Origin of the sequence: Arthrobacter sp. MPF02, from assembly GCF_046605375.1 — a bacterium.
GTDB lineage: Bacteria > Actinomycetota > Actinomycetes > Actinomycetales > Micrococcaceae > Arthrobacter.
This window is the reverse complement of the sequence record NZ_CP176772.1, coordinates 373,999-391,161: the sequence shown is the minus strand read 5'-3', so window position 1 is coordinate 391,161 and position 17,163 is coordinate 373,999. Positions and strand designations below refer to the sequence as shown.

The window sequence follows — 17,163 nt, the reverse complement described above, 5'->3', positions numbered from 1 at the left end:
GTCCCCCGGCCCTTACGTCGTTGGAGATGCTGCCGCCATGCGGGCGGCAACCTTGACGGCATCCAGGCTGGGGCCGACGTCGTGCACGCGGACCGCCCAGGCGCCGCGCCAGGCGCTGATGGCAGTGATCGCAGCGGTGGCGGCGTCGCGTTCCTCCGGCGAAGCAGACTTGCCGGCGACGGTAAGCAGCGTGCCCAGGAACCGTTTGCGGGAAGCGCCCACCAGGACCTTGTGGCCCAGGCTGTCCAGCTTGTCCAGGTTCTGCAGGAGTTCCCAGTTATGGGCGTCGTTCTTGGCAAAGCCCAGGCCTGGGTCGATGATGATCTGTTCCGGGCTGACGCCCGCGGCGTACAGCTTGTCCCGGACGCCGGCCAGCTCGGCCACAACTTCACCGGCCACGTCCGTGTATTCGGCCAGCGAGTTCATGGTGCGGGCGTCACCGCGGCGGTGGGTGAGGATGTAGGGGACTTTGGACGCGGCCACGAGTTCAGCCATCTCGGGCTCGATGCTGAGGCCCGAGATGTCGTTGATGATGGCGGCGCCGGCTTTGATGGCAGCGGCCGCCGTGGAGGCGTGGGTGGTATCGATGCTCACCAGCGCCCCGGCCTTCACCAGGGACTCGATGACCGGGAGGACGCGGCGCTGTTCCTCCTCCGGGCTGACGTCCTCGGCTCCTGGACGGGTGGACTCGCCGCCGACGTCGATGATGTCAGCACCGGCGTAGAACATCCTCAGGCCGGCGGCAATGGCAGTATCCGTGCTGGCGTGCTTGCCGCCGTCGCTGAAGGAGTCCGGGGTGACGTTCAAGATTCCCATGACCAGGGTGCGGCCGGTGGGCAGGTCTTCGAAGCGCGCCGCCGGGCGCGGTTTGCGCAGGATGGGCAGCGGCGAGGTTGCGGGCCCGGTTCCCGGGGCTGCAGCTAGTGAGTCCATGGTCTGTGGTTACCTTCCGAGGATGAGGCTCATGGCTTCGGCACGGGTGGCCGGGTCATGAAGCTGCCCGCGGACCGCACTGGTAACGGTCTTCGCTCCGGGCTTGCGGATACCGCGCATTGACATGCACATGTGCTCGCATTCGACAACAACGATGGCGCCACGGGGGTTGAGGTGGAGGACCAGCGCTTCGACGATCTCAGTGGTGAGCCGCTCCTGCACCTGGGGGCGGCGGGCATAAATATCCACCAGCCGGGCCAGCTTGCTCAGCCCGGTGATTTTCCCGTCATGCGAGGGGATGTACCCCACGTGGGCCGTCCCGTGGAACGGCACCAGGTGGTGCTCGCAAGTGGAGTAGAAGGGGATGTCCTTGACCAGCACCAGTTCCTCGTGCTCGAGGTCGAAGGTGGTGGACAGGACGTCCGCCGGATCATGGTGCAGCCCGGCAAACACCTCGGCGTAGGCTTTGGCCACCCGTTTGGGGGTGTCGACCAGGCCGCCGCGGTCCGGGTCCTCGCCGATGGCAAGGAGGATCTCACGGACGGCCGCTTCGATCCGTGGCCGGTCCACTTTCGTGTGCTTTGCATGGGAGGAACCGTCCTCCGCCAGGGATCCGGCAGTGGCGGGAACGTCGTCGTCGAAGGAAGTCACGAAGAAAGCTTAGCCGCGAAGGGTGTCAGGCCCCGATTCGGGGACGCCTCCCTGAAACGGAGCGTCTTCCGGAACGCCCTGCGGGTGCGGCGGCTGGGCGTCCAGCGGCTCATCGAGGCGGGCCTTGGTGGCTTCCTCCTGCGCTTCGCGCTCTGCCCGTTCGCGGGGCGTCTCCACCGGGCCCGCCATCTGCACGGGGCGGGTTTCCTTGGACAGCCACACTTCGCGGAAGTCGCGCTTGCGGACGTCGCGGAAGATGTCGGCGATCTCGGCCTGGTTCAGGGTTTCGCGCTCAAGCAGCTCAAGGGCAAGGCGGTCCAGGACGTCGCGGTTCTCGGTGAGGATGGCGTAGGCCTCGTCATGGGCCTGGTCGATCAGGCGGCGCACTTCCTCATCCACCACGTACGCGATCTGGTCCGAGTAGTTGCGCTCGTGGCCTGCGTCGCGGCCCAGGAACGGCTCGCCGCCGCCCTGGCCCAGCCGGACAGCGCCCACGCGCTCACTCATGCCGTATTCGGTAACCATCTTGCGGGCGGTGCCGGTGGCCTTTTCGATGTCGTTCGAGGCACCGGTGGAGGGATCGTGGAACACAATCTCCTCGGCCACGCGGCCGCCCATGGCGTAGGCCATCTGGTCCAGGAGCTCATTGCGGGTCACGGAGTACTTGTCGTTCTCCGGCACCACCATGGTGTAGCCCAGGGCGCGGCCGCGGGGAAGGATGGTGATCTTGGTGACGGGCGCGGAGTTCCGCAGGGCGGCCGCCACCAGGGCGTGGCCGCCCTCGTGGTACGCGGTGATCTTGCGCTCGTGTTCCTTCATGACCCGGCTGCGCTTCTGCGGGCCGGCCATGACGCGGTCAATTGCCTCGTCCAGGGCACGGTCATCGATCAGGTTGGCGTTGGAGCGTGCGGTGAGCAGCGCGGCCTCGTTGAGCACGTTGGCCAAATCCGCGCCGGTGTAGCCGGGGGTCTTCTTGGCCACGGCCTTGAGGTCCACGCCGGGAGCCATCGGCTTGCCCTTGGCGTGCACCTGCAGGATCTGGTCGCGGCCGATCAAATCCGGTGCCTCGACGCCGATCTGGCGATCAAAGCGGCCCGGGCGAAGCAGTGCGGGGTCCAGCACGTCCGGCCGGTTGGTCGCCGCAATCAGGATGACGTTGGTCTTGACGTCGAAGCCGTCCATCTCGACCAGCAGCTGGTTGAGGGTCTGTTCCCGTTCGTCGTTGCCGCCGCCGATGCCGGCGCCGCGGTGGCGGCCGACGGCGTCGATCTCGTCCACGAAGATGATGGCCGGGGAGTTTGCCTTGGCCTGTTCGAACAGGTCGCGGACGCGGGAGGCACCCACGCCGACGAACATTTCCACGAAGTCCGAACCGGAGATGGAGAAGAACGGGACGCCGGCTTCACCTGCGACGGCTCGGGCAAGGAGGGTCTTACCAGTACCCGGAGGACCGTACAGCAGCACACCCTTGGGGATCTTGGCGCCCACGGCCTGGAACTTGGTGGGTTCCTGCAGGAATTCCTTGATTTCCTGGAGTTCCTCCACGGCCTCGTCCGAGCCGGCGACGTCGGCGAAGGTCACCTGCGGCATGTCCTTGCTGACCATCTTGGCCTTGGACTTGCCGAACTGCATGATCTTGGAGCCGCCGCCCTGCATGCGGGTCATCAGGAACCAGAAGAGGGCGCCGAGCAGGATGACGGGAATCAGGAGGGACAGCAGGCCGGAGAACCAGTTGCTTTCAATTGGCTGGTCCGTGTACCCCTGCGTGGGGTTGGAGTCGGTGACAGCCTTGACTACGTCCTGCGCGCGGGCATCCACGAAGAAGAACTGGACACTCTTGCCCTTGTCCTGGCCGTCCAGGTTCAGGTTTTCCTTCAGAGTGAGGTCAACGCGGTTCTCGCCGTCGAAGATCTTCGCCTGCTCCACCTGGTTGTCGGCCAGCAGTTCAAGGCCCTTGTCGGTGTCGATCCGTGCCGCACCGCCGGGAGCCAGCGTTGCAAAAGCCACAAGGAGCAGACCGACCACAACGACGATCCAGATGCCCGGGCCTTTGAAAAAGTTCTTAGCTTTCATCTGTTCGGGGGCTGGCCCCGTCCCTTCTGGTAGTGCTTCACGGCGAGTAGTTGCGCGCGTGATGGTGCTGCGTCAATTTCTAGCTATACACCGTCCGGAGTAGATCACGCATGGTGAAAAGCAAAAGTTCCCTGTGGGCGTAGCCAGCCCAAGTACCCACATTCCGGCGGGAGTAAGCGCCGCCGGCCGGAATCAGACGTGCTGGTCCAGGTAAACGGGGTTGCCGTCCGGGTCGATCACGATGCAGCTGGCGGGTCCGGCCGTTGCCGGATCGGCCTCCGTGGCGAACGGCACGCCCTGCGCCTTGAGTTGTTTCTGCAGCTCCCGGACGTCGGTGAACGAGTCCAGGGGCTCGGCGTCCTGGTTCCAGCCGGGGTTGAAGATCAGCACGTTCTTCTCGAGCATGTCCTTGAACAACCCGACGTTCGCGTTTCCGTTTTTCATGATCACCCAGTTTTGGCCGGGGTCCCCTGCGTACTGCGTGAACCCGAGCTTCCCGTAAAACTCCATGGACGCTGCAAGGTCCTGCACGGCGAGGCCTACGGAGAATGCGCCGAGCTGCATTGGGGCCTACTCGTAGACGTGCGGGGCCAGGGTGCCCACGAAGTCGAGGTTGCGGTACTTTTCCGCGTAGTCCAGGCCGTAGCCCACCACGAACTCGTTGGGGATATCGAAGCCCACGTACTTAACGTCGATCTCTACCTTGGCCGCCGTGGGCTTGCGGAACGCGGTGCAGATTTCCACCGACGCGGTGCCGCGGGATTCCAGGTTGGTCTTGAGCCAGGACAGCGTCAGCCCGGAATCGATGATGTCCTCGACGATCAGCACATCCTTGCCCATGAGGTCGGTGTCGAGGTCCTTGAGGATGCGTACCACGCCGGAGGACTGGGTGCCCGAGCCGTACGATGACACCGCCATCCAGTCCATGGAGATATGGCTGTGCAGCGCACGCGCAAGGTCCGCCATGACCATCACGGCACCCTTGAGGACGCCCACGATGAGGATTTCGCGGCCCTCATAGTCCCTGTCAATTTCCGCAGCGAGTTCGCTAATCCGCTCTTGGATCTGTTCCTTGGTGTAGAGAACGTGCTTGAGGTCTGCCTGGACGTCGTTTGAATCCACCAATGGCTCCTGTGTAATTACGTGCTGCGACTATTTTGCGGGCTTTTTTGAAGGCCGGAACACTAGCTTCCCACAGCGCGGCCCTTCGCGGGGAACGGAATCCGCGCTGTCCGGGGTTCCCGGAGCCAAGGGGCCTTCCCCGCCTTCCAGCTGGGCGAGCGACAGCCGGTACACGCTGACGCCGCCGGGAAGTTCCACCGGCCCCGCCGACCCCTGCCGGCGCAGCAGCGCTTCAGCGGCCTGAAGGCGCTGGTAGCTTGGCTGCTGGCCTCCGACGGCGGCCGCTGCCTTGGCGATTACGCGGAACCTGATGGCGGGGGCGAGAGTGCGCAACGCTTCCTCGGGAAGCGCCGCCCCGGGCCCTTCCCGCTCAACCAGGGACGCATAGGTGCTCTCGGCGACATCCTCGAGGTAGTCGGCGTCCAGCTGCAGGATGGACGCCGTGCGGGCGAGCGACTCGGCCACCCCGGGGCCCAGTTTTTCCTCCAGGTGCGGCAGGACCTCCACGCGGGTGCGCGAGCGGGCGAATGCCGGATCGCTGTTGGTGGGGTCGTGCCAGGGATCCAGCTCCTCCACGGCGCAGATTTCTTCCGTGTCCGCGCGTCGAAGCTCCAGGAATGGCCGCAGCAGGATGCCGCGGGCCGGACGCATCCCCGCCAAAGAACGTGTTCCAGAGCCGCGGGCCAGGCCAAGCAGGACCTGTTCGGCCTGGTCATCCAGAGTGTGTCCCAGCAGGATGGCGTCCGCGCCCTGGCCGTCGGCGGCTGCTTCGAGGGCCTGGTGCCGGGCTTCACGGGCTGCCGCTTCCGGGCCCATGCCCGCGGCCGCGACTGTCACGGTCCGGACTTCCACGGGCTCGAGCCCCAGTTCCTTCAGCACTTCCGCGGTGTCCGCGGCGATGCGGCCGGAGCCCGGCTGCAGCTGGTGGTCAACCACCACCGCGCCAACCGTGACGGGGTGGCCGTCAACATGGCCACGCCGGGCAAAGTAGGCAGCGATGGCGGCGAGCGCCAGGGAGTCCGGCCCGCCGCTGCAGGCAACCAGGACATGCCGCGGGTAACCTGCCCGCGCAAGGGCGTCCGCCAGCTTTTTGCGCGCGGTGCCGACGACGGGTGCCAGCCTGCCGGGCCGCCGTCGTCCGCTCCGTACGGCAGGCCTGGCGCCGGGCTCCTCCGGCGAGGGGACGCCGGAGACAGGGACGTGCGGCAATTACAGCCCCATCCGCTCAAGCCACAGCTTGGCGTCGTGGATTTCGGGCTCCGTGGGCAGGTGGTCGGCCGACTCCCAGACCCGGTTGAAGCCGTCCATCCCGGCCACATCCACCACGGCGCGGACAAACCGGGCGCCGTCCGAGTACTGGCGCATCTTGGCGTCGAGGCCCAGGAGGTTGCGGATGAACTTTTCGATCACGCCGCGGTCCTTGCCGCGGTCGTTGAAGCGCTGCCGGATGGTCTTCACGGACGGGACAATGCTGGCATCGACGGCATCCATCACCACGTTCGCGTGGCCCTCGAGCAGGCTCATCACCGCAGTGAGGTGCGAGATGGCTGCTTTTTCCTCCGGATCCTGCAGCAGGTCCAGGATGGCGCCGCGGCCCGGCGTGTTGCCCGGGGCGGTGCGGTCCTTGAGGGAGCGGGCGGCAGCAGTGGCCCGTTCCATCAGGGAATCGACGTTGCCCAGCAGGTGCACGCTGAGTTCGTCGATCTGCTGCAGCATGTGGTGGCGCAGCCAGGGCGCGGCGGCGAACTGCACCCGGTGGGTCTGCTCGTGCAGGCACACCCACAGCCTGAAATCCTCCGGGGTGACGTTCAGCTCGCGTTCGACGGACACGATGTTCGGCGCCACCAGCAGGAGCCGGCCCGCTGCCGGGGCATTGGAGCCTTCCGCCAGCGCGGCGAACGGATCGTACTGGCCCAGGACCTTGCTGGACAGGAACGCGAGGACGGCGCCCAGCTGGCTGCCGGTGATGGCGCCGCTGACGCTGGCCGCGGCGGGGCTCAGGGTGCCGCGGCGGTTTTCGAGCATTTTCTCCATCGCAGGCTTGAGCATCACGGCAAAGCTCTGGGTGTTGGCCTTGGCCCAGGACGCCCGGTCAACCACCAGCACCGCGGAGTCGCGGAGGTCCCTGGCTGCTTCGAGCCCCGTGATCTCGTGCACGTGGGATACGGAAGCGTCCGCGAGCCGGCGGAGGCTGTCCACAGCTTCGCCGATGGCGGCCGCCTCGAGGACCGGTCCGGCGGGAGCCAGCCGGGCCGCAGCCGAGGCAGCAAGGTCCCAGTTGATCAGGGACTGGGCAGTGGTGGACTGGGCTGCGGTGGACTCCATAGCACCCATCAGAACACAGCAGGCTGGGCATCGTCTTTAAGTTCGCTCAACGGCGAACCAGCGGGCGCGTGCTGCCCGCCTCCACTCCCGGCCGGAACTTTCACCGGCAGCCGCAGCCGGCGAGCGCCGTCGCGGCCCTGTCCAGAGCCGTCCGGTTGCCCGCCGCCCCCGGGGTGAGCCCGTTGCCGATGAAGGAGAACACCAGCAGCCTGCCGTCCGCGTCCACCACGTATCCGCTCAGGGCCAGCACCGTATTCAACGTTCCCGTCTTGGCCCGCACCAACCCGGCACCTGCCTCGGTGGACCCGTCCCCGTACCGCGTGTCCAGGGTGCCGGTCAGGCCGGCCACCGGGAAGCCGTCCAGCGCCTCGCGGAGTGCAGGGTCGGGTCCTGACGTGATGGCCCGCACCACCTCCGTGAACTGGCGTGCGGAGACCTGGTTGCCCATGGCCAGACCGCAGACATCAATAAGGGTCATCGCGTCTGCCGGGATGCCGGCTTCATTGAGCTGCGCACGCACGGTTGCGGTGGCGCCGTCGTTGCTGCCAGGCCCGCCTGCCGCCACGGCAGCCATCCTCCCGAGCGTTTCCGCCAGGTAGTTGTCCGAGGCCTGCAGCATCAGGTTCACCTGTTCGGCCACCGTGGCCGATTCCACCTCCGCCAGCACTGTCCGGTCCGCGTCGCCTCCCGCCTGCGCCGCCCCCGGTGAGCGCTCGACGCCGGCCGCAACGGTGAGTCCCGCGGCCGCACCAGCTGTCCGGAGCCGGAAGGCGAATTCCTCCGCCGCAGCCATCGCCGCATCCTGCGGGCGCGGCCCGGCAGTCACGGCGGCGTTGAATCTCGCCGAGTTCATTGCGAGCGGGAACAGCGGCGCCACCTCGCCGGCGGCAACGTCGCCTTCCTGCCAGGCCGGGTTGAGGGGCGGCCCGGAGAAGAGTGAGTCATCCAGCAATACCTTGAGCTCCCCGGTGACGCCGCTTGCCAGCAGCGCCTCGATTGTCCGGGCCGCCAAAGTGGCCAGCCCGGCGTGGCCCATCACCTGGCCGTCCGCGGATTCGCCGGCCCCCAGCAGGACGTCCCCGCCGCCTGCCAGGACCACCTGCCCGGCAGCGGGTCCCGCTGCCACCTGCGTGCGGAAGCGGTGGTTCGGGCCGAGTGAGCGCAAGGCGGCGACGGCGGTCAGCAGTTTGAGGTTCGACGCCGGCACGCGGCCTTCCGCGCCGCCCCGGTCGAAGAGGACCTGGCCTGTGAGCGCATCCTGGACCATGCCCGTGAAAGTACCGCCGCCGTCGGCCTTCAACACCGCTTCCACCTGTGCCGTGACCGATTCCCGGGACGGAACCACCGCGGAGGGGTCCAAGTCGCTAAGCCCTTGCCCTCCGGAAAGCGAGGCCGGTGCCTGCTGCCACGCGGGAACCGGTGGCGCCGGGGCCGGAGGTTCGGGCCCGATGAAGCCGGGGGCAACGAGCAGAGCCGCCGGGATGAGGAGGACAACCAGGAGGGCGGTCAGCACGGCATGCTGCCAGGTCCGGTGCAACCCTGCCTGACCTGTGGCTACAGCCCGGCGGAGACGGTCAGGCAACGGGTCCGTGCCGGTTGTTTTGGTCATGCTGGTGCTGGTCCTCAAGTCCTGAAATATCCCCACAAGTTCCTGATTCCAGGGCCTCTCGCTATATTCTCAATAGTAGTCGGCGGCACGGACACTCCTTTGTGTGGGGCCCGTCATGTGTGCCGCGCACCCCCTGCAATTGCCGAGGAGCATTCCATGAAGCACGACGTGACCATCGAGATTCCCAAGGGATCGCGCGTCAAGTACGAAGTTGACCACGAGACCGGCCGCGTCCGCCTGGACCGTGTCCTCTTCACCGCCATGCAGTACCCCACCCACTACGGGTACTTCGAGAACACCCTTGGTGAGGACGGTGACCCGCTGGACGCACTGGTCCTCCTGCAGGACTTCGACCTGCACCCCGGCGTCATCGTCGAGGCCCGCCCCATCGGCGTCTTCAACATGACGGACGACGGCGGCGGGGACGCGAAGGTCCTCTGCGTGCCGGCCGACCCGCGCTTCGACCACATCCAGGAAGTCAGCGACGTCAACGACTTCCTGATCAAGGAGATTGAGCACTTCTTCACCCGCTACAAGGACCTCGAGCCGGGCAAGTGGGTCAAGGCCGAGGGCTGGGCGGACCGCGCCGCCGCCGAAGCCGAACTGGAAGCGTCCATTAAGCGGTACGTGCCCACCGGCCACTGAATCCCCACTCCCCTATCCTGACGACGGCGGGTGGCCGGCTTTTGTAAGCCGGCCACCCGCCGTCGTGGTTCAAGGAGTTTTTGGGCAGATATGGCGGCTTCCGGGCCCCGGAGCCCCCCATATCTGCCCAAAAACTCTGGCGGGAAGATGTGAAAGTGTGGATCGGTGAACTCGCAGCCTTCGTATCATCCGCCGTGCGGACCCGTGACCGGATGGCGGGATGGGGACGTCCTTCGTGCCACCGGCATCCCCTACGCCAGGGCGTCAAGGTTCCAGCTTCCCGTCCCGGTTCCTGACTGGACGGAGCCCCTTGCCGCCACATCCCTGGCGCCGGCATGTCCGCAGGGTCCTGTCCCATTCCTGGACGACGTCCTGGGCACCCGCTACGGTGAACTGCCGGGTAGCGAGGACTGCCAGAACCTGTCAATTACCATGCCCGCCGATCTTGCTCCCGGCGAGCGCCTGCCCGTCATGGTCTGGATCCACGGCGGTTCCTACACCACCGGCTCCGGCGACCTGGCGATCTTCGACCCGGCCGTCCTGGTGGCAGAGAACCGGGTTGTGGTGGTGTCCGTGACGTACCGGCTGGGGTTGTTCGGGTTCCTGGCAACCCGGAACGGGCGGCCGGCCAACCTGGGGCTACTTGACCAACTCGAGGCGTTCCGGTGGGTCCGGCGCAACATTGCGGCTTTCGGCGGTGACCCTGGCTCCGTTACAGCGTTTGGGCAGTCCGCCGGAGGTGACGCGATCGCACACCTGATGGCCACGCCGGAGGCGCCGTCGCTCTTCAAGCGGGCCATCATTCAAAGCGCGCCGCTGGGTATCGCCCGCGGCCGGGCACGGATGAACCACGCGATGGGAATCGCCGCCGAAGCGGTCACCGAACACACGCCGGCCATGGAAGTTGTCGGGCTGGAAAGCCAGGTGGCGCAGGTGGCACGCAAGTTTGGGCTGCTGGCCGCCATGCCGTTCGGGACCCAGTACGGGCACGCGCCATTGCCGGAGGAACACGCTGTCGAGGCAGCGTGGAACCGCTCCGCCCCGGACATCGAAGTGCTGATCGGGTACACGTCGGAGGAGGCGCGGCTGTTCCTCCCGCGGAGCCCGTTCTTGATGCGGCTGGCCCGGGTCCCGGTGGCGGGGAGTGCCGCAGTTCGGGTGGTCGACCGGGTGGTAACCGAAACCGTTTACGGCAAGGCAGCCCGGAAGTTCGCGCGCCGCCATGCCCGTGCAGGCGGCAAAGCGCACAGCTACGTGCTGCAGTGGAGTGCCCCGGGGAACATCTACGGCGCCGCGCACACCGTGGACCTGCCGCTGCTCTTCGGCAACCGCGGCACCTGGGACGGCGCCGGATTGCTCGCCGGGGCGCCATGGGAGGAAGTGCACGACGTCGGACGTCAGATCCGCAGCCTCTGGGCGGCTTTCGCACGGGGAGACTCACTAGGCGAAACGGGCGGCATTCCGGGCGTCCTCACCTACCAAGCAGCCTGATTCCCGAAGAATTTTCGGACAGGAAACGGGACTTAAGGAGCCTGGAAGTCCCGGTATATGTCCAAAAACTCCTGCGGGTTGGGGTCAAGCTAGCCGCCCAGCTGCCAGTTCCGGATCTCCTCCGGGTCCTCTCCCTCCGTCCGCGTATGCTCGAAGGCCCGCATCCGCCGGTCCTGCAGGTCCTGGCGCAGGAGGGCGTGCTTTTCCGCCAGCCCGGGCACGCGGTCGATGGCGTCAATGGCCAGCTGGAACCTGTCGATGCCGTTGAGCATGGCCATGTCGAACGGCGTGGTGGTGGTGCCCTCCTCCTTGTAGCCGCGCACGTGCAGGCCGTCCTGGTTGGTGCGCCGGTAGGCAAGCCGGTGAATCAGCGACGGGTAGCCGTGGTACGCGAAGATGATGGGCTTATCCCTGGTGAAAATCCCGTCGAAGTCGCGTGCGGGGAGACCGTGCGGATGCTCGCTTTCGTCCTGCAGCCGCATCAGGTCCACCACGTTGACCACCCGGACTTTGAGCCCCGGCGCGCCGTCCCGCAGCAGTTCCGCCGCGGCCACGGTTTCCACCGTGGGGACGTCGCCGGCGCAGGCAAGCACGACATCGGGCTCCTCGCCGGGGACCTCCGACCCGGCAAAGTTCCAGATCCCCAGGCCCCGGCGGCAGTGGTTCGCTGCGTCGGCAGGACCCAGCCAGGTGGGCGAGGGCTGCTTGCCGCTGACCACGATGTTGACGTAGTCCGTGGAATCCAGGCAGTGCTCCATGACGGACAGCAGGGTGTTGGCGTCCGGCGGCAGGTACACCCGGATGACCTCCGCCTTCTTGTTCACCGCATGGTCGATGAAACCCGGGTCCTGGTGCGAGAAACCGTTGTGGTCCTGCTGCCACACGTGTGAGGACAACACGTAGTTCAGCGAGGCGACGGGCTGGCGCCACGGAAGCTTGCGGTGCACCTTGAGCCACTTGGCGTGCTGGTTGAACATCGAGTCGACGATGTGGATGAACGCCTCGTAGCAGCTGAACACGCCGTGCCGCCCGGTCAGCAGGTACCCCTCGAGCCAGCCCTGGCACAGGTGCTCACTCAGCACCTCCATCACCCGGCCGGACCGCGCCAGGTGCTCGTCGGCGTCGTCAATCCGGTACTGCCACACCTTGTCCGTTACCTCGTAGACGTTCTGCAGCCGGTTGGAGGCGGTCTCGTCCGGGCCGAAGAGGCGGAAGTTTTCCATGTTCAGCGCCACCACGTCCCGCATCCATGAGCCGAGCGTGATCATGGGGCTGACGCGCTCGGTACCCGGGGCGGATACCTCCACGGCGTGGTCCCGGTAGGCAGGGAGCTTCAGTGACCGCCGCAGCACGCCGCCGTTTGCGTGCGGGGTGGCGCTCATCCGGAAGTCCCCCGTCGGGGCAGCTTCGGCGACGTCGGGCCGGAGCCGGCCGTCGCCGTCGAACAGTTCCTCCGGACGGTAGGACCGCAGCCACCCCTCCAGCTGCCTCAGGTGCTCGCCGTTGGTGCGGACCCCGGACAGCGGAACCTGGTGGCTGCGCCAGGTTCCCTCCACCTGGAGGCCATCCACGATGCGGGGCCCGGTCCAGCCCTTCGGCGACCGCAGCACGATCATCGGCCAGCGCGGCGCCTCCGCCTCTCCCTCGGTGGTCCCGCCTGGTACCCGGTGCCCGTCCTGGATGGCGCGGATGTCCGCCAGGCAGCGGTCCAGCGCCTCGGCGAAATCCCGGTGCGCCTTCTCCGCGGCGTCGGGATCGTCCACCGTGACAAAGTAAGGCTCATGCCCGTAGCCCCGCAGCAGTTGTTCCAGCTGCGTCTCCGGCATCCGCGCCAGGACCGTGGGGTTGGCGATCTTGTAACCGTTGAGGTGCAGGATGGGCAGCACGGCACCGTCGGTGGCCGGGTCCAGGAAGTTGTGGGAGTGCCAGCTGGCGGCCAGCGGCCCGGTTTCCGCCTCGCCGTCGCCGATCACGACGGCGGTCACCAGCTGCGGGTTGTCGAACACTGAGCCGTAGGCGTGAGCCAGTGAGTACCCGAGTTCACCGCCCTCGCTGATGGAACCGGGACTTTCCGGGGCGGCGTGGCTGGGGATGCCGCCCGGATAGGAGAACTGGCGGAACAGCTCGGCCATCCCGTCGGCGTCGTTCCCCACGTGGGAGTAAATCTCCGAGTAGGTGCCTTCCAGCCAGGCGTTGGCGACGACGGCGGGACCGCCATGGCCGGGTCCCGCAACAAAGAGCATCTCGGCGGAGTCGCGGCGGATAACGCGGTTCAGGTGGGCGTAAACGAAGTTCAACCCGGGCGTTGTGCCCCAGTGGCCCAGCAACCTGGACTTGGTGTGCTCCGGCTGCAGCGGTTCACGCAGCAGGGGGTTGGAGCGGAGGTAGATCTGGCCCACCGAGAGGTAGTTGGCGGCCCGCCACCAGCGGTCCACAAGGTCGAGTTCCTCCTGCGCTGTCCCTTCCCGCGGTGTTTCTTCCTGCCCAGTGCTGCCGGCCATAACCATCCTCACGTCGGGTGCACCGCCTCTTGGCGGGCCATCCCTCCATCGCAACAGATAGGCGGGGCGCAGGCAACCACCGGGAGCATCCGCTCCAAGGAAATGTGGCGCTGGCCAGCCGTAACATCCCGGTTCCGGGTTTCCTACTTCCGGGTAGTGTGTACCCAGAATGTTCACGCTGACCATCAACCAGACGGACAGCCGGCGCGACGGTGACCGGGTTCCGCAGCTGCTCAAGGACCTGCGGCACATCCCCGCGCGCCTGGACTTCGACCGCTCCGTCGAGGATGAGGTGCAGGGCATCGTGGACGTTCCGCACCAGGCTGTGGACGCGGCACTGATCGCGCTCCGCAGTGGCTACTGGTACGTGGGGATTGGCGTTGGCCCGGTGAACGAGCCGCTGCCCAATCAGATCAAGGACGCCTCCGGGCACGGTCTGGTGTACGCGCGGCGGGCCGTGGACCGCCTCCGAAGCAGCAAGGACAGGGTGCCCGTGGCCGTTGAAGGTCCGCTGGCGGACGTTGCCCAGGAGGCCGAGGCGGTGCTCAGGCTGCTCGGCCACATTGTCCGGGACCGCTCCGGCGCCGAATGGCGCGTCCTCGACCTGTTGACCCCAGGGGTGCGCGGGCAACAGAAAGCCGTGGCCCAGGAACTCGGAATCACCACGCAGGCCGTCAGCAAGGCAGTAGCCCGGGCGCAGTGGAACGAGGAACATGCCGCGCGGCCCGCGGCGGCCCGGCTGCTGGCGCTGATCCTCGAGGCGCGCTGACCGGCTAAGCCGCCGGCCGCCGTCGGACGTTCAATCTCTTACAATGCTTAGCTGCCGGTCGCTGCCAGGACCGGTTCGCCGTTGAAGTATTCCAGCTGCCACCCGTCGATCGCGTGGTGGTGCGCGAGGTTGAGGACGGCGTTGTTTACGCTGGTGAGCGTCTCACCGATGGCCCGGCTGAGGCTGACGCGGAGCAACGTGCCGTGCGTGACCACCAGGAGCCGCTGACCGGAAAACTCCTCGGCGAGCGCCTCCAGGGCAGCAAGTCCGCGGGTTGCTGCCTCATCCTCGCTTTCGGCGCCCTTGAACCCGCCCGGTTCGCGCAGGGCATCCAGCTCGGGGCCGGCCTGCATGCCTTCGGCAGGGCCGAAGCTCCGCTCAGTGAGTTCCGGGACCCGCCTGGACACGGTAAGCCCGAGGCCTTCGGCGATGATGTCCGCCGTTTCAGCTGCGCGGCTCAGCGGCGAGGAGACGATCGCGTCCCACTGGTACGGGGCAAGGACGGCGACGGCGTCACGCGCCTGGCCGCGGCCGACGTCGTTCAGCGGGATGTCAGTGGATCCCTGCAGCCGGCGCTCGGCGTTCCAGTCGGTCTGGCCATGGCGGACGAGGGCGAACGTCGTAAGGGTCATGTCTTCTATTCTGCCTTGACTGCGGGCCGGGTCCGGACCGGAGCCGCGTTCCGGTCCAGCTGGACCTGGGCATCCGGCGCAGGCTTAGAGGAGGCTGCGCAGGACGTGGGCAGCGCCGTCGTCGCACACTGAACGGGTGACCTCGTCAGCGGCGGCAACGACTTCCTCCGGCGCCTGGCCCATGGCCACACCGCGGCCGGCCCAGCCCAGCATCTCGATGTCATTGCGGCCGTCGCCGATAGCCACGGTGAGGTCCGGGTCGATGCCCAGCTGGAGGCGCAGGTTTTCCAGGGCGCTGGCCTTGGTGACTCCGGCAGCGGCGATATCCAGCCATGCCGTCCATCCAACCGAGTAGGTCACACCGGCGAGGCCCACGTGTTCGATTGCCTCGTTGAATTCCTCCGGCGTGTTCTCGGCACTGAACACCACCACGCGGACCGCCGTGGCCTCGAGCATGGTGTTGAAATCCACGCCTACAGCCTCGACGCCGAAGCTCGCGTCCTGGAAGCGTTCGGTGGACAGGAAGTTGCCGTCGGCGTCCTCCAGCGCGTACTTGGCGGAAGGGAGGCGCTCGCGCAGTGCGCGCAGGGCAGGCGCAGGATCGAACGTGGCCTTGTGCATCACCTCGTAGCCGTTGTCCAGGTCCGGGTGCAGGCGCAGGGTCACACCACCGTTGCAACAAACCGCGTAGCCGCGCTCGATGCCGATCTTTTCGATGATGGGAAGGGTGGCGTTGAGGGACCTACCGGTGGCGATAATCACCTCGTGCCCGGCGGCGACCACGGCCTGCGCGGCTTCCCGGACGTTCGGGGACATGTGGCCGTCGTGGTCCACCAGCGTGCCGTCCACGTCCAGGGCGATCATGAGTTGCCGGCCGTTGTTGTTGTCTCGCCGGTCATCGTTGCCGGCGACTGAGGTTTCAATCAGCGTTGTCATCCACACAGTGAACCAGACGTAACTAACCTTCGCTAGGACACGCGCCACAAATTTAGCGAACGCTGCGTTAATACTTGGATGGCGCCCGGACCTGGCCCGTCCGCGGACCAGGGCCGTGAAGGCCCTAATCCGCGGACAAGCCGGGGAGCAGGAACGCTACAGAACCGGCAGGACCTCAAGGCCGCCCAGGTACTTCTGCAGCGCCTTGGGCACATTGACGGACCCGTCGGCGTTCTGGTGGTGCTCCAGGAGGGCCACTATCCAGCGGGTGGTAGCCAGGGTGCCGTTCAGGGTGGCCACGGACCGGGTGCCCTTGGCCGCGCCTTCTGCGTTGACCACGCGTTCACGGATGTTCAGGCGGCGGGCCTGGAAGGTGGTGCAATTCGAGGTGGAGGTGAGTTCACGGTAGGCGCCCTGGGTGGGAACCCATGCCTCGCAGTCGAACTTCCGGGCGGCGGAGGTGCCCAGGTCCCCGGCTGCGGTGTCAATGACGCGGTAGGGCAGCTCGCACTTGGCCAGCATTTCCTCTTCCCACGCCAGCAGCCGCTGGTGCTCCGCGGCGGCTTCCTCAACGGTGGTGTAGATGAACATTTCCACCTTGTTGAACTGGTGCACGCGGATGATGCCGCGGGTGTCCTTGCCGTGCGATCCGGCCTCTCGGCGGTAGCAGGAGCTCTGGCCGGCGTAGCGGATGGGGCCGGCGGAGAAGTCGAGGATCTCGTCTGCGTGGTAGCCGGCCAGGGAAACCTCCGAGGTTCCCACCAGGTAAAGGTCGTCCTCGGCAAGGCGGTAGATCTCGGCGTCGTGCTTCACGTCGAACCCTGTCCCCTGCATCGTCTCGGGGCGCACCAGGGTGGGCGTGATCATCGGGATGAAGCCGGCCTCGATGGCCTGGTCCATGGCCATCTGCAGCAGCGCCATCTCCAGCCGGGCACCTACGCCGCGGAGGAAGTAGAAGCGCGCGCCGGAAACCTTGGCGCCGCGTTCCATGTCGATCGCGCCGATCAGCTCACCAATTTCCAGGTGGTCGCGGGGCTCGAAGTCGGGAAATTCGCGCGGCGTGCCGACGGTCTTGATCACAACATAGTCGTCCTCGCCGCCTTCCGGGACGCCTTCCTCGATGAGGTTGGGGATGGTGCGCAGCAGTTCTTCCTGCTTGGTCTGCGCGGCGTCGGCTTCCGCCGAAGCTGCCTTCACCGAGTTCGCCAGCTCCTTGACCTCTGCCAGCAGGGCCTGCTTCTCCTCGCCCTTGGCCTGCGCCACCTTCTTGCCGAACGCGTTCTGCTCCGCGCGCAGGTTCTCAAAGCGGATCAGTGCAGCGCGGCGGGCGGAATCGGCAGCGACGATCGCGTCCACCACTGATTCGTCCGCGCCGCGGGCGCGCTGGCTGGCGCGGTACTTGTCCGGGTTTTCGCTGAGGTCTTTTACGTCGATCACCAGACAAGGGTATCCAAAACACGGCACGACGGCGGGCGG

Annotated in this window: 15 protein-coding genes; 3 read left to right on the top strand and 12 right to left on the bottom strand. The window is 66.9% G+C overall.

The window, feature by feature from the left end:
* Window positions 1–12 precede the first annotated feature (12 nt).
* The 8 genes from folP to dacB form a co-directional block, all read right to left on the bottom strand.
* Entirely contained in the window at window positions 13–933 is a 921-nt protein-coding gene (gene folP, locus ACLH0K_RS01835) for a dihydropteroate synthase (RefSeq protein ID WP_411375177.1), read from the bottom strand.
* A 9-nt stretch (window positions 934–942) separates the two neighbouring features.
* On the bottom strand, window positions 943–1,584 hold the full coding sequence (folE, locus tag ACLH0K_RS01830) for a GTP cyclohydrolase I FolE (protein WP_411375176.1): 642 nt from the start codon (window positions 1,582–1,584) through the stop codon (window positions 943–945).
* 9 nt (window positions 1,585–1,593) lie between these two features.
* The gene (gene ftsH, locus ACLH0K_RS01825; RefSeq protein ID WP_411375175.1) at window positions 1,594–3,657 is read right to left on the bottom strand and encodes an ATP-dependent zinc metalloprotease FtsH; all 2,064 of its coding nucleotides are present in this window, start codon (window positions 3,655–3,657) and stop codon (window positions 1,594–1,596) included.
* Between the two features lie 192 nt (window positions 3,658–3,849).
* On the bottom strand, window positions 3,850–4,221 hold the full coding sequence (locus tag ACLH0K_RS01820) for a VOC family protein (protein ID WP_411375174.1): 372 nt from the start codon (window positions 4,219–4,221) through the stop codon (window positions 3,850–3,852).
* A gap of 6 nt (window positions 4,222–4,227) precedes the next feature.
* Complete coding sequence (gene hpt / locus ACLH0K_RS01815; RefSeq protein ID WP_411375173.1) at window positions 4,228–4,779, bottom strand: hypoxanthine phosphoribosyltransferase; 552 nt, start codon at window positions 4,777–4,779, stop codon at window positions 4,228–4,230.
* A gap of 30 nt (window positions 4,780–4,809) precedes the next feature.
* Window positions 4,810–5,865 (bottom strand): tRNA lysidine(34) synthetase TilS, encoded by a 1,056-nt coding sequence (gene tilS / locus ACLH0K_RS01810; protein ID WP_411376533.1) that lies wholly within the window; start codon window positions 5,863–5,865, stop codon window positions 4,810–4,812.
* A 123-nt stretch (window positions 5,866–5,988) separates the two neighbouring features.
* The gene (locus ACLH0K_RS01805) at window positions 5,989–7,104 is read right to left on the bottom strand and encodes a zinc-dependent metalloprotease (protein WP_411375172.1); all 1,116 of its coding nucleotides are present in this window, start codon (window positions 7,102–7,104) and stop codon (window positions 5,989–5,991) included.
* Window positions 7,105–7,204: 100 nt separating this feature from the next.
* Window positions 7,205–8,713: a D-alanyl-D-alanine carboxypeptidase/D-alanyl-D-alanine-endopeptidase gene (gene dacB / locus ACLH0K_RS01800; RefSeq protein ID WP_411375171.1), complete on the bottom strand. Its 1,509-nt coding sequence runs from the start codon at window positions 8,711–8,713 to the stop codon at window positions 7,205–7,207.
* A 156-nt stretch (window positions 8,714–8,869) separates the two neighbouring features.
* On the opposite strand from dacB, the gene ACLH0K_RS01795 reads away from it, so the two are divergent.
* Both ACLH0K_RS01795 and ACLH0K_RS01790 read left to right on the top strand, forming a co-directional pair.
* Window positions 8,870–9,358: an inorganic diphosphatase gene (locus tag ACLH0K_RS01795; protein WP_411375170.1), complete on the top strand. Its 489-nt coding sequence runs from the start codon at window positions 8,870–8,872 to the stop codon at window positions 9,356–9,358.
* A 204-nt stretch (window positions 9,359–9,562) separates the two neighbouring features.
* On the top strand, window positions 9,563–10,849 hold the full coding sequence (locus tag ACLH0K_RS01790) for a carboxylesterase family protein (RefSeq protein WP_411375169.1): 1,287 nt from the start codon (window positions 9,563–9,565) through the stop codon (window positions 10,847–10,849).
* A gap of 89 nt (window positions 10,850–10,938) precedes the next feature.
* Here the strand turns inward: ACLH0K_RS01790 and ACLH0K_RS01785 are convergent, their stop codons facing one another.
* Window positions 10,939–13,350: a phosphoketolase gene (locus tag ACLH0K_RS01785; protein ID WP_411375168.1), complete on the bottom strand. Its 2,412-nt coding sequence runs from the start codon at window positions 13,348–13,350 to the stop codon at window positions 10,939–10,941.
* 169 nt (window positions 13,351–13,519) lie between these two features.
* On the opposite strand from ACLH0K_RS01785, the gene ACLH0K_RS01780 reads away from it, so the two are divergent.
* Entirely contained in the window at window positions 13,520–14,119 is a 600-nt protein-coding gene (locus ACLH0K_RS01780) for a hypothetical protein (RefSeq protein WP_411375167.1), read from the top strand.
* Window positions 14,120–14,166: 47 nt separating this feature from the next.
* Here the strand turns inward: ACLH0K_RS01780 and ACLH0K_RS01775 are convergent, their stop codons facing one another.
* From ACLH0K_RS01775 to serS, 3 genes are all read right to left on the bottom strand, one after another.
* Window positions 14,167–14,751, bottom strand: a complete 585-nt coding sequence (locus tag ACLH0K_RS01775; protein ID WP_411375166.1) for a histidine phosphatase family protein — start codon at window positions 14,749–14,751, stop codon at window positions 14,167–14,169.
* 84 nt (window positions 14,752–14,835) lie between these two features.
* Window positions 14,836–15,687: an HAD family hydrolase gene (locus ACLH0K_RS01770; protein ID WP_411375165.1), complete on the bottom strand. Its 852-nt coding sequence runs from the start codon at window positions 15,685–15,687 to the stop codon at window positions 14,836–14,838.
* A 156-nt stretch (window positions 15,688–15,843) separates the two neighbouring features.
* Window positions 15,844–17,124: a serine--tRNA ligase gene (gene serS / locus ACLH0K_RS01765; RefSeq protein WP_411375164.1), complete on the bottom strand. Its 1,281-nt coding sequence runs from the start codon at window positions 17,122–17,124 to the stop codon at window positions 15,844–15,846.
* Window positions 17,125–17,163: the final 39 nt, after the last annotated feature.